Annotated in this window: 12 protein-coding genes; 5 read left to right on the forward strand and 7 right to left on the reverse strand. The window is 64.8% G+C overall.

Going from position 1 to position 12,131, the window contains the following annotated elements; genetic code table 11:
- Window positions 1-6: 6 nt before the first annotated feature.
- Window positions 7-2,301 (reverse strand): 5-methyltetrahydropteroyltriglutamate--homocysteine S-methyltransferase, encoded by a 2,295-nt coding sequence (metE, locus tag ROR02_RS04175; protein ID WP_147162754.1) that lies wholly within the window; start codon window positions 2,299-2,301, stop codon window positions 7-9.
- 134 nt (window positions 2,302-2,435) lie between these two features.
- On the opposite strand from metE, the gene ROR02_RS04180 reads away from it, so the two are divergent.
- Window positions 2,436-3,395: a LysR family transcriptional regulator gene (locus tag ROR02_RS04180; protein ID WP_147162755.1), complete on the forward strand. Its 960-nt coding sequence runs from the start codon at window positions 2,436-2,438 to the stop codon at window positions 3,393-3,395.
- A 33-nt stretch (window positions 3,396-3,428) separates the two neighbouring features.
- Here ROR02_RS04180 and ROR02_RS04185 read toward each other — a convergent pair whose 3' ends face one another.
- The 3 genes from ROR02_RS04185 to ROR02_RS04195 are packed head-to-tail and all read right to left on the reverse strand — an operon-like array spanning window position 3,429 to window position 4,745.
- Window positions 3,429-3,887 (reverse strand): DUF6941 family protein, encoded by a 459-nt coding sequence (locus tag ROR02_RS04185; protein WP_147162756.1) that lies wholly within the window; start codon window positions 3,885-3,887, stop codon window positions 3,429-3,431.
- On the reverse strand, window positions 3,884-4,393 hold the full coding sequence (locus tag ROR02_RS04190) for a helix-turn-helix domain-containing protein (protein WP_218032762.1): 510 nt from the start codon (window positions 4,391-4,393) through the stop codon (window positions 3,884-3,886). The genes ROR02_RS04185 and ROR02_RS04190 overlap by 4 nt, the downstream gene beginning before the upstream one ends.
- A complete protein-coding gene (locus ROR02_RS04195) occupies window positions 4,323-4,745 on the reverse strand; it encodes a type II toxin-antitoxin system RelE/ParE family toxin (protein ID WP_147162757.1) in 423 nt (140 codons plus the stop codon). Before ROR02_RS04195 ends, ROR02_RS04190 begins: the two co-directional genes overlap by 71 nt.
- Before the next feature lie 365 nt (window positions 4,746-5,110).
- Here ROR02_RS04195 and ROR02_RS04200 point away from each other — a divergent pair, with 365 nt between their 5' ends.
- The gene (locus ROR02_RS04200) at window positions 5,111-6,535 is read left to right on the forward strand and encodes a short-chain fatty acyl-CoA regulator family protein (RefSeq protein ID WP_147162758.1); all 1,425 of its coding nucleotides are present in this window, start codon (window positions 5,111-5,113) and stop codon (window positions 6,533-6,535) included.
- A gap of 10 nt (window positions 6,536-6,545) precedes the next feature.
- Here the strand turns inward: ROR02_RS04200 and ROR02_RS04205 are convergent, their stop codons facing one another.
- Both ROR02_RS04205 and ROR02_RS04210 read right to left on the reverse strand, forming a co-directional pair.
- Window positions 6,546-6,926 carry a bleomycin resistance protein gene (locus ROR02_RS04205; RefSeq protein WP_147162759.1) on the reverse strand — a complete coding sequence of 127 codons (381 nt, stop codon included), beginning with the start codon at window positions 6,924-6,926 and terminating at the stop codon, window positions 6,546-6,548.
- 64 nt (window positions 6,927-6,990) lie between these two features.
- Complete coding sequence (locus tag ROR02_RS04210) at window positions 6,991-8,511, reverse strand: hypothetical protein (RefSeq protein ID WP_147162760.1); 1,521 nt, start codon at window positions 8,509-8,511, stop codon at window positions 6,991-6,993.
- Window positions 8,512-9,201: 690 nt separating this feature from the next.
- Here ROR02_RS04210 and ROR02_RS04215 point away from each other — a divergent pair.
- The 3 genes from ROR02_RS04215 to ROR02_RS17085 all read left to right on the forward strand — a co-directional run bounded on the left by ROR02_RS04215 (window position 9,202) and on the right by ROR02_RS17085 (window position 11,062).
- On the forward strand, window positions 9,202-9,951 hold the full coding sequence (locus ROR02_RS04215) for a helix-turn-helix transcriptional regulator (RefSeq protein WP_170244957.1): 750 nt from the start codon (window positions 9,202-9,204) through the stop codon (window positions 9,949-9,951).
- Window positions 9,952-10,160: 209 nt separating this feature from the next.
- Window positions 10,161-10,781: an acyl-homoserine-lactone synthase gene (locus ROR02_RS04220; RefSeq protein WP_147162762.1), complete on the forward strand. Its 621-nt coding sequence runs from the start codon at window positions 10,161-10,163 to the stop codon at window positions 10,779-10,781.
- A complete protein-coding gene (locus ROR02_RS17085) occupies window positions 10,781-11,062 on the forward strand; it encodes a hypothetical protein (protein ID WP_246135393.1) in 282 nt (93 codons plus the stop codon). The genes ROR02_RS04220 and ROR02_RS17085 overlap by 1 nt, the downstream gene beginning before the upstream one ends.
- Before the next feature lie 227 nt (window positions 11,063-11,289).
- Here ROR02_RS17085 and ROR02_RS04230 read toward each other — a convergent pair whose 3' ends face one another.
- Entirely contained in the window at window positions 11,290-11,841 is a 552-nt protein-coding gene (locus tag ROR02_RS04230) for a helix-turn-helix domain-containing protein (protein ID WP_246135390.1), read from the reverse strand.
- Window positions 11,842-12,131: the final 290 nt, after the last annotated feature.

Genomic DNA, 12,131 nt, shown 5'->3' on the forward strand with positions numbered 1-12,131 from the left:
TCGGGGTTAACGCTCCGGGGTGGGCGGCGCCGCGCGCAGCACCCGGGCGGCTTCCACCATGTTGACCAGCGAGGCCCTGACCTCGGGCCAGCCCCGGGTTTTCAAGCCGCAGTCGGGATTGACCCACAGCCGTTCGGCCGGAATGTGCACGGCCGCCTTGCGCAGCAGGGCCACCATGGCCGCGACCTCGGGGACATTGGGGGAATGGATGTCGTACACCCCGGGCCCGATCTCGTTGGGGTAGGCCTTTTCCTGGAAGGCATCGAGCAACGCCATGTCGGAACGGGCGGTTTCAATGGTCACCACGTCGGCATCCAGGGCCGCCACCGCGTCGATGATGTCGTTGAAGGTGGAATAACACATGTGGGTGTGGATCTGGGTGTCGTCGCGCACCCCGCTGGAGGCCACGCGAAAGGCCCGCACCGTCCACGCCAGATAGTCGGCACGCTCGGCCTTGCGCAAGGGCAGGCCTTCGCGAAACGCCGCCTCGTCGATCTGAAGGATTGGCAAGCCGGCCGCTTCCAGATCCCGCACCTCGTCGCGCAGGGCCAGGGCCAGTTGCAAGCAGGTGTCGGCCCGGGGCTGGTCATCGCGCACGAACGACCAGTTGAGAATCGTAATGGGCCCGGTGAGCATGCCCTTCATCGGCTTTTGGGTCAGCCCCTGGGCATGGGTGGCCCAGGCCACGGTCATGGGCCCCGGGCGGGCCACATCGCCGAACAACAAGGGCGGCTTGACGCAGCGCGAGCCATAGGACTGCACCCAGCCATAATCAGTGAAGGCAAAACCTTCCAACTGCTCGCCGAAATACTCCACCATGTCGTTGCGCTCGGCCTCGCCGTGCACCAGCACATCCAGGCCGATTTCTTCCTGGAAACGCACGACGGCGTTGATTTCCTCTTCCATGCGCCGGCGATACGAAGCCGCGTCCAGCCGTCCGGCCTTGAAGTCGCGCCGCGCCATCCGGATTTCCTGGGTTTGCGGAAACGAGCCGATGGTGGTGGTGGGAAACAAGGGCAATCCCAGCCGGGCCTTCTGCCGCGCCGCGCGCTCGCGATAGGGGGCGTGGCGCCGGGTCATGGCGTCATCGACGGCCCGCAGGCGCGCGCGCACCTCGGGCCGATGCAAACGCGGGGAGGCCCGACGCCCCGCCACGGCGCCCCGCGCCTCGGCCAGGGCCGGGGCCACCGCCTCGGGGCCCTCGTCCAGGGCACGGGCCAGCACGCGGAGTTCCTCCAGCTTCTGCACCGCGAAGGCCAGCCAGCCGCGCACCTCGGGATCCAGCCGGGTTTCGCTGCCCAAATCCACGGGCACGTGCAGCAAGGAACACGACGGCGCCAGCCAAAGCCGGTCGCCCAGCGCGTCGTGCAACGATCGCAGGCGGGCCAGGGCCGCGTCCAGATCCGTGCGCCAGACGTTACGCCCGTCCACCACGCCCACCGACAGCACCCGGGGCGCGGGCAGGCAGCGGGCCAGGGCCTCGACATCGTCGCCGCCGCGCACGCCATCCACGTGCAGCCCTTCCACCGGCAAGGCGGCCGCGATCTCGCGGTTTTCTTCCAGGCGCCCGAAATAGGTGGCCACCAGACGGTTGAGCCCGGGCACGGCCAGGGCGTTGTAGGTGGGCACGAAAGCCTGGCGCCACGCCTCAGGCAGGTCCAGCCCCAGGATCGGTTCATCCAGTTGCACCCACGCCACCCCCAGGGCGGCCAGACGCTCCAGAATCGCATGGTAAACGGGCAGCAGGCGGGAAAGCAGCTCCAGGCGATCGAAGGCCACACCCTTGACCCGTCCCAGCCACAGCCACGTCAACGGCCCCACCAGCACGACCTTGGGGTCGTGGCCCAGCGCCTGGGCCTCGCGCACCTGATCAAACAAGGACTCCGACGCCAGCCGAAAGGCCTGGCCCTGGTGCAGTTCGGGAGCGAGGTAGTGGTAGTTGGTATCGAACCACTTGGTCATCTCGCACGCGGCCGCCGGCATCCCCGAAGGCGCCCGCCCGCGCGCCATGCGAAACATCGTATCCAGATCGACCCGATCGCCCACCGGACCAAAGCGCTCGGGCACCGCGCCCAGCAGCACGCTGAGGTCCAGCACGCTGTCGTACCACGCGAAGTCTCCCACCGTGACCCAGCGCAAGCCGGCCTCGGCCTCGCGGGCCCACTGGACGGCGCGCAGATCGCGCCCCGCCGAGGCCAGCGCCTCGGCCCCGATGTCGCCCTTCCAATAGGCCTCGACGGCCTGCTTCAGTTCCCGGTGGGCTCCGATCCGGGGAAAGCCCAGGGTGTGGGTGAGTGTCACGACGCGACTCCTTGTTCACCTTTTTCGCCACTCGCGCACGGTAGGCAGAGCCAATTCATGAAACAATCTCATTGTTTTCACTTGGATCGTGAGAGATCTTCAAGTCCGGAGCGGACAAGGTAAGGAGAAGGCTCATGCGGCTGGAGGTGCGCACGCTGCGTTTGATCCTGGCGTTGGACGAAGGCGGCAGCCTGGCGGCGGCGGCCGAGCGGTTGCACGTCACCCCTTCGGCGCTCTCGCATCAGATCAAGGCCCTGGAACAGGACCTGGGGCTGGCCGTGTTTCAGCGGGGCAGCAAACCCTTGCGCCTCAGTCCGGCCGGGGGGCGGCTGCTGGCGTTCGCGCGGCGCATCGTGCCCGAGTTCCAGGCGGTGGAGGAGGAACTGGCCCGGCTGGCGGCGGGGCGCAGCGGGCGCTTGTTCCTGGCCATTGAGTGCCACGCCTGTTTCGACTGGCTTTTGCCGGTGTTGCAGGCCCATCGCGCGCGCTGGCCCGACGTGGACGTGGACGTGCGCTTCGGGGGCGGCTTCAGCTTCGATGCCCTGGAGGCCTTGCAGCGGGCCGACGTGGATCTGGTGGTGACCTCGGATCCCGAGCCCCGCGCCGGCGTGACCTATGAACCGTTGTTCGACTACGAGGCCCTGCTGGTGATGGCGCCCACGCATCCCCTGGCGGCGGCCTCGTTCATCGCGCCCCAGGATCTGGCGGGGGAAACCCTGCTGACCTACCCGGTGGACCGAAGCCGGCTGGACGGGTTCGCCCACTTCCTGCGCCCGGCCGGCGTCGAGCCCCGCGCGGTGCGCGCGGTCGATCTGACCGCCGTTCTTTTGCTGCTGGTGGCGAGCGGACGCGGCGTGGCGGTGTTGCCTGACTGGGTGGTGCGCGCCGACCAGACCCGGGGAGCCCTTGCATGCCGGCCGCTGGGGCCCACCGGCGTGCGTCGTGTCCTGTTCGCCGCCCTGCGCGCCGAAACGAAGCGCGCGCCCTATCTGGACACCTTCCTGGCCCTGGCCCGCGCCGCCAAGGACGGGCGCGCGTCGCTTTATTCCAAACCGCCCGATCAAGCCCCGGATGAAACGGCGGATGCCCTGTAAGCCGTTTCAAGAACGGGACCCGGAGAATCAGGATCAGCCTTCTTCTTGCAGCGTGACCCGCAATCTTCCTGCGTGCACCCGGTCTCGGGCACACATGATATCGACAAGGATGGGTTCTGGAGCGTTCAAGCGGAAGGGACTAAGAAGGAAATTACCGGAAAAGCGAAAGCGCGCGGAATAATCGGAGGTTTCCCCGTCCTCATCGCACCGGGATTTGAGACTGTCGCGCACTTTTTCAAGAACTTCCGGTTCGATCGGAAACGGGAAAACGTCCTCACCATGAGAAATTTCCACTGTGATTTCATCAATAGCATCCAGGTCCTTAAAAAACAGACTGACAACAAGCCCTAGTTTAGGCAAAAAATAGGGCAGCTTCGGGACAGCCATGTCCTGGGTGTGGACCCCGATCAGGGAAATCTTCCCGTCACTTTCGTTTCGGATATCGTCACAAAACACGACATCCGCGATGACCTTGGTGTCGATTTCAGTCATTGGAAGGCTTCACTGAGGGTGTTCATATCCACGCGCAGAGCCTGGGCCAGACGACGCAACACCTGCAACCCTGGATCTTCCCGTCCGGCCTCCAGCCGGGCAATGCGAGGCTGGCTGGTGTTGATCGACTTCGCCAAGGCCGTTTGCGACAAGCCAGCGGCCAGCCGCAGACCGCGCAACGAAACGGGGCCTTTCTCCTTGGCCACGCTTGCCGCCAACCGCTGCCGCGCCGCTGCCAACACCTTGGCGCGCCCATCCTTTTCAACCTGCCGAACATAGTCTTCAAACGGACGGGAACCGGAAGCCGCAAGCCGGGGGGCGCACCACGTTTTCACATCCATGTGAACAAGTGTGCAGCCGGTCGTTCCCGCCTCTTCTCCCAGAAGCTCGCGCCGCTCGAAAGACAGCACCACCCCCCGGGCCGAGGACATCACACTAGGATTCCTCAAGGCCGAGCCGACGGTAACGTTCTCGTATCCGCTGTGTGAAGTCTTGGTCTTGCTCATAATTCTGGTCCCGACGCATGAACCCCAGGACGTGGTAGACATGGTCCCGGCCATCAAGGGCATAAATAATACGATACGGAAACGGCTCCCGGTCTCGCTCCAACGAAAAAATTTTCAGCCGCCAGACGTCCTTACCCTCTGCATACAGATGCAAGAAGCGGGAAACCTCGTAACGCCCTTCTTGCCGCCGATGAATGGCCATGGCTTCCAGCAAGTCCAGGTCGTCATGGATTTCCTCCAGCAAAATGGTCAGATCAGCGGCGGCGACCTCGTCCGCCTCCCAAAGCGTGTCCAGCTCCGCCCAGGCTTCCTCGGTTATCGCCAGGGAATAATGATATACCGTTTTCGGCATGATCCCCAGAAGGGGAGAGGGAAATAAGGGCGAAAATAAGGCAGACCGAGAAGGCGAAAGGCGCGGCCTGCCTTCCCGAATGCGAACGGTCGGCCCCGGCACGCTCAAGAGGATCAGGGATGAACGCCCCCTCGGCCTCTCGCCTCGATCCTCGCAACACCGGACGTGTCCTTCCACAAGAAAATACCCTCTCGAAAAAAATCTCCTTCAAAGAGCTTTTGCCCCCCCGGTGACCTCCCCCCCTTGCCTTTTAGCAAAGAGATATGGCAAAGCCAACGCAGGACAAAAGCAACACTAACCCATTGTAAAGCAACAAATTGTAAAGAGTTGCCGCGCAATATGCGAAGACTGCGAAGGACACTCCCATGACAAAGGCATTCGTTGGCGCGCAGATCCGGCGCCTGCGCGAGGACCGGGGCCTGACCCAGGCCGCGCTGGCCCGGCAACTGGACCTCTCCCCCAGCTACCTCAACCAGCTGGAACGCAACCAGCGGCCCTTGACCGTGCCGGTCCTGGTGCGCCTGTCCACGGTGCTGGGGGTTGATGTGCAGGTCTTTTCGGAAGAAGACGAAGGACGCCTGCTTGCCGATTTGCAAGGCGCCCTGCGCGAGGCCGGCGTGGGCGAGGGCGTGTCGCTGCGCGATCTCAAGGAACTGGTGCGCACGATGCCCGAGGTGGGCCGCGCCGTGATCGCCTTGCATCAGCAGGCCCGGGCCGGCGCCGAACGGCTGGAAGCCCTGGCCCACACCCTGGGGGCTCCGGTGGAAGGCCTGGGCCCGGCCCCGCCCCCCCTGCCCCACGAGGAGGTGCGCGACTACTTCTATGAACGCCACAACCACATTCCCGAGCTGGATGAAGCGGGCGAGCGCCTGTACGCCGACGGCCTCCTGGCGCTCGACACCCGCGAGGAAGGCCTGGAGCGCCTGCTGGCCGATCGCCACCGGATTCGCGTGCGCGTGCGCGACGACATCACGCTGGGGGCGGACGTGCAGCGCCGCTTCGATCCCGACGCCGGGGTTCTGGCCCTTTCACGCCGCCTCACGCCCGGCCAGCGCCTGTTCCAGATGGCCACCCAGCTTGCGTTCCTGGAACACGGCGCCTTGATCGCCCGCCTGACCGAGGTCCCGGGCCTGGGCAGCCCCGAGGCCCGGGCCCTGGCCCGGATTGGCCTTGCCAACTACTTCGCGGGCGCCGCGATCCTGCCCTATGGCCCCTTCCTGGAGGCGGCCGAGGCCCGGCGCTACGACATCGACGTTCTGGGGGAGATCTTTGGCGTGGGTTTCGAGACGGTGTGCCATCGCCTGTCCACCTTGCAACGCCCCGAAGCGCGCGGCGTGCCTTTCGTGTTCGTGCGCGTGGACCGGGCCGGCAACATCTCGAAACGCCAGTCGGCCACCGATTTCCATTTTTCACGGGTGGGGGGCTCGTGCCCCCTGTGGATCGTCCACGATGCCTTCGCCACCCCCGGGCGCACGCTGACCCAACTCGCGCGCATGCCCGACGGCCGGCGAACCTTGTGGGTCGCGCGCACCGTGATTCACCAGCGAGGCGGGTTCGGTCAGCCGGAAAAGGTCTTCGCCCTGGGGCTGGGCTGCGATCTGCGCCACGCGCCGCGCCTGGTTTACGCGCGCGGGCTGGACCTGAACGATCCCGAGGCGGCGACCCCCATCGGGGGCGGATGCAAGGTGTGCGAACGCACCGGCTGCGTGCAGCGGGCCTTTCCCCCCCTGGGCCGGCGGGTGCAGGCCGACGAGGGCCGCAGCCACACCACCCCCTACGCCTTCACGTGAAGGGCCCGCCTCAACCCTGTTCCTCGCCAAAGCGCAGCAGGCAGCCGTCGGGATCCATCACGTGAAACTCGCGCATGCCCCACGGCGTGGTTTCCAAGGCCCGCACCCGGGTGGGAGGAGGGTTGGTCAGCAGGCGTTGCCACAAGGCGTCGATGCCCCGCACCGCGATGTACAGGGCCAGCCGGGCGCGGGTGGCGCGCTCGGCCGCCCGGTCCTCGGCGCGGGTGAAGTGGATCGACTGCCCGTCGAACGCCACCACCCCATACGAAAAATCCTCCATCACGAACACCTGCTGGAACCCCAGATAGCGCCCGTAAAACGCCACGCTGACCTCGACGTCGCGCACCGCCAGAATGGGACTGATCGACAAGACGCTGGGACGAAAAGCCACGAGATCTTTCCTTGTTCGCCGGAAGACGAGACCACTCCATGGCGGCGCCGGGCGCGGGAAGGCATCAGGGTTGCCCCCCCACCCCGTCCAGACCCTCGGCGGCGATCATGGCCTTGATTTTTGCCGATTTTTCCTCGGCCGAACCGTCGGGGGAAAGGAACCATTCATCGACCCCGCAACCGTCCAGCAATTCCAGGCGCGGCGCAACCCCCTGCCCCTTCATCCAATGATACGCGCAATACAGCGCCACCTGGTCCAAGGTCCAGTACGGCTTGCCGTTTGCCATGAACGCCGCGATATATCCGGCCACCACCTCGGCGTAAAAGCGGGCCGACGCCCTGTCGTTCAAGTACAGCGTGCTACAGGTGAATTCACGAAACGGCCCGATCGCCTTGCCATGCCTCACCGCGAACCCTACGTCGCGCGCCTGCCAATCGGCAACAATCGGCTCGGGATCCGCCCGCAAGATCCCATCGGCATCCAGGAGAAGGATGGGTTTGTCGTAGGCCGCGATCAACCGGGGCAAGGCAAGAAAGCGGGCGCAGGCATAGTAGGTCTTGCGGTAGGCGGCCGGATCGTCGGCCGGCCAAATGGGATCCGTGGCCCGTTGATTGACGCTAAAGCCGAAGCGCGGCTCGCGCGCCCGCAAGGCTTCCAGATCGGCGAGATCGGCAGGCTCGGGATCGACGAGGTGGACGTGCACGGCAAGCCCCGGGGCCCGGGCCAGGATGTGAGGCGCCCCCCATTTGGTGAACAAGCGCCAATAGCCTCCGTCGCAACTGACCAGCAGCACCGCCGGGCCGGGCGCGTGCGTGGCCTTCTCCAGGCGAACATCGGCCAGGGGGCGGGGCTGGGTCAGGACCTGGGCGCGAAAAAAGGAATCGCGCACCTCGAACAGATCCCAGAATTTCAACGATGGCGCATCGGCGACCGTGGCTTGGTCGAACCGCGCCAACAAGCGCCGCGCCAGACGGGACGCCTCGACAAGACGGCCGCGCGTGTACAACTCGAACAAAACCGAATAAACCGCCCCGATATCCTGCGGATTACGACGCCACAAAACCAGGGCATAACGGGCAGCCTCGCGGATCAGCGGCCGGTCGACAATGGCATGATCCAGCAAAATCATGACCAGGACCAAAAACGACGCGTCGCCCTTCGGCAAGCACCGCTGAGCCAGACGCGCGCACGCCAGGGCGGCCTCCTCGTCCTTCAGGCAGACGTGGGCCGCCACCCCCGCGAGATAGGTCAGCCCCGATTCCTCGGGAAAGCGCGCGTGGCTCACCTGGATCGCCTGATACAGGGCCTGCGCCAGCGATCGCGGAACCTCCCGACGATCGTACAATCTTCCTGCCTCGCGTGCCGCGCCCACGATGATCCGCTCGAAGAGATCGCGCACCTCGGGCACATCGGGATAGGCGAGAGTGCCTTGCATGATGAGATGAAGCGCCTCCCCCCAGGCGCCCAAGGTTGCCTGGGCCACCGAGACCGCCATCCAGTCCGCGGCATCCAACGCCTTCATGCCCTGTTTGCTTTTGCGAGCAAACGCGGTGATCACCGCTTCCGGTCCGGCCTCCCGCATCACAGCAGTGAGATCCTGCGACCCGGACCCGGAGGAAGCAGACTCAGGGCTCATCGCAGCCCCCCCAAACACAGGAAAGCCCATGGGCATTCACCCCCCGCACCTGTTCGCGCGGGGAGACTGGTCAGGACAGGCATGCGGAAAACTCCCTGGCGTTCTTGAAACCCAAGACGCCATCAAGCCGTTCGCCCCCGTGATCGTCAACGAAGTCTTGAAGCCCAAGGCGAAGGCCAAAGGGCGGGACTCCCTCCCTTGCGGGTCCGCGCCGTGGTCCTTGCGCCCGCGACGCCTGGAGTCGGTGGCACTCTTCCGGAGGACACCTCTTATACGGGCAAGATACCTGTGCAATAAAAAGCGCGCACGCCGGCTAACGCCGCCCGTGCTCCAAACACAACCGGGCCTTTTCCAAAAGGGCGGCGACCTCGGAAAAACCTAAATCTTCCGCGCGTCTGCGAAGAAAATCGATGGCGATGCGCAAACTCAGGCGCTCGTCGGGTTCCAGCGTGTGACTCATGACCGTGAGACCTGCCAGAAGAAGAACCTATCAAGGCTCAATACCATAACACCCCTGCCCTGACAAAAAGCCCTGGGAAAAATACCAGCCCCTAGCATACACGGCTCTCAAAAGGCATGATGAAATAGTCTATCTAAGGCCGGAAGGGTACGGAACCCGTCATGGTAGAGGCAAAACCCATGCATGATCGACCCGACGATCTGGCGGCTTTTTACGAAGCACTCAATGGCGCGACCACGACGGGCGAATTAACCGCCGTCCTCACTTCGGCAATGGCTCGCCTGGGATTCCGCCACGCCTGCTACCATGTCGTGCGCCTGGACGCCACGGGGGGACGCATGCCCTATGTCCTCCACAACTACGGCAATTCATGGGCCGACCATTACTTTAGGGAAGGGTTTCTTGAGATCGACCCTGTTTTAAAGGCCGGCCCCGTCAATCCGCTGCCGTTTCACTGGAATGACGTGGTGAACGCCGACACCTTGAACCGGGACCAGACCCGCATGTTCAGCGACGCGCGCGAGGCTGGCATCCGGGACGGCTATTCCATCCCCATTGTTGGCCCGCACCAGGACCAGGCCACCGTGACCGTGATCCCGGACGAGGCGGGCGACGCCGGCCGTCGCCTGATCGAGGACTGCAAGCACCTGGTGCATGTGATGGCGTTCTACTTCGATCGCCACGCCCGCAGCCCCCTGATCAACGAACGCCTGTCGTCCCGGCGCCAGAAATCCCTGCTGTCGCCCCGCGAGCAGGAAGTCCTGCGCTGGACGGCGCGCGGCAAGACGTCATCCGAGATCGCGGAAATCCTGGAACTGAGCACGAAAAGCGTTGAATTCCACCTGGATAATGCCAAGAAAAAGCTGGGAACGTATTCAAAGACCCATGCCGTCGTGAAAGCCCTGACCCTGGGCCTTGTGGCAATGTGAATCCTGGTTTTCCTTAATCCTCATCATTTCAAGCGCGTCTTGGCCTTGATCCGCCAGGGCGCCCCCTTTGGGTGCTTCGCTTGCGTCACCCCCTGGGAAAAGTCCCTGGGAAAACTACCCGGGGGATAATCCCATGTGAAGCTACCCAGGATTTCAAGCCTTCGAACTTCTGCTTTCCTTCTCTCAACCAAGGCTCAGGGAGAAGGCAGATGTTCACGATTGTCGATCACTCCAACGCCATCGCCAACGCGTGGCTTTTGCATTCCTTCTCGGAGCTGCGCTACGAGATTTTCATCAACCGCCTGAAGTGGCCGCTGGCGTGCCCGCCGGGCCGCGAGGTTGACCAGTTCGACGACCAGGACGCGGTCTATCTGATCTCCACCAACCAGCGGGGCCAGGCGGTGGCCGGAGCCCGGCTGCTCAGCACCGCGCGGCGCAGCCTGCTGGGCGAGGCGTTCCCCTTCCTGGTCGATGGCCCGGTGCCCAGCGATACGCGCATTGTCGACGTGACCCGCTTCGCCGTGGACCACCGTCCCGAACGGGTGGAAGGCTGCGGCAATCTGTGTGGTCAGCTTCTGTGCGCGCTGCAGGAATACGGCCTGGAAGAAGGGCTGGCGAATTACGTGTCGGTGTCCGATGTGCGCATGGAGCCCATCTTGCGCCGGGGTGGTTTCCGGTTCCGGCGCATGGGCGGCATGGTCGAGATGGACGGCACCGGCGTGGTTGCCCTTCTGGTGGAAATCTCGCCCGAACGACTGGCAGCCGCCCGGGCGAAGGCCCACGTTCAAACGGCGATGCTGGCGCGAACCGACCTGCGGAGGGCCGCGTGATGGATGCCTTCGACGACGATTTCCTTCCCAATCTCGATCAATCCGACCTCGGCTCCAGGACGGAGCCGAATCCCGAAGACGTCCGAAGCGAGGACGACTCCGACACGCCCGACCGCATCCGGGGCCTGTGGGAAGCTCTCGCCTATCTGGAGGGAGAGGCCAGCCGGGTCGGAGGCTCCGAGGTCGGGGTCCTGATCGGCTGCGCGCGCCTGGCCCTGGAGCGGCACTGGGGGGGAGTGGCCCCCCCCGAGCCCGGACAGCGGATGGCAGGGTTTCACTAAGAATCCCGAGACAGGAGGGGATCCGGGCCCTGCCGGCCCCTTCGCGTCTTGCCACGACGGGCGGGCAAGGACGGGTTCAAGGCCTTGGCATGGGCCCAACCTGGCCACGGGGAGGAGCCCCTCTCCCCGTGCGATCACGTGATCTCGCCCGCGGGCGGGATCACGAGCCGCCGGCGGCCGGCGCCGCTGGCGAAACGTGACAGGGAACAGACCTCTTGCGAGGCGTGTCAGTGCGACGTGGGATAGATCGACTCGGCGTCGGCGTCGCCGAGCGCCACGGGAGTGGTCTCTTCCTGGGCCGCCGCGCGCGCCGCCGCCGTGCCCGGGGCTTCCAAGGTGGCGCAGGTCTTCAGGAATTCCAGGAAGTTCTTGCGCACCCGAGGCGACGCCGCCCAGAACGAATAGCACAGTTCCAGGGTTTCGGTGCGCACCAGCGGGTCCTGGGCCGCCGGCAGGTCATCGCCCGCTTCCAGCGCGTCCTTGCGGGCACGGGGAATCGTGCGGTCAACGTCGGCGCTGTCCAGATCCTCGAAGAAGAACGACACGGGAACGCCAAGAATCGACGCGAAATCCCAAAGACGACTGGCACTCAGACGGTTGACGCCCCGTTCGTACTTCTGAACCTGCTGGAACGTGATTCCCACCGCGTCCGCCAGCTGCTGCTGGCTCATTCCGAGAAGCTTCCGCCGCAACCGCAACCGCCGCCCGACTTCCTTGTCAAGGGGATCGGGGTTGTCGCTCGTATACGGCCGGACCTCGGCCTGTTTACCCTTGCGCATGATCTCTATATCCCATGATTTTGTTTGGTGGGAACGCCCCACTTTGCGAGCATATGACACCGGACTGCCCTCTTGTCCAGAGGACACCCCCAAAGTATTACCCATAAGTGCCGGCTTCCAGTCTGGGCTCTTGTTGATTGAATCAAGAACCCCGAGGCGCAGGCGCTTTCAAGCCTCCCTGGATCACCCTTCGTTCCTTTACGTTAACGTTTCTTGTCCCCCCGCGCTCCCAGGGCAATCGGGTGAACCGATTGCCCTGGGGTTTTTTCGAGGCCCTCAAGCGCCGGGCG

It is taken from the genome of Pararhodospirillum oryzae, assembly GCF_007992075.1.
Taxonomy (GTDB): Bacteria; Pseudomonadota; Alphaproteobacteria; order Rhodospirillales; family Rhodospirillaceae; genus Pararhodospirillum; species Pararhodospirillum oryzae.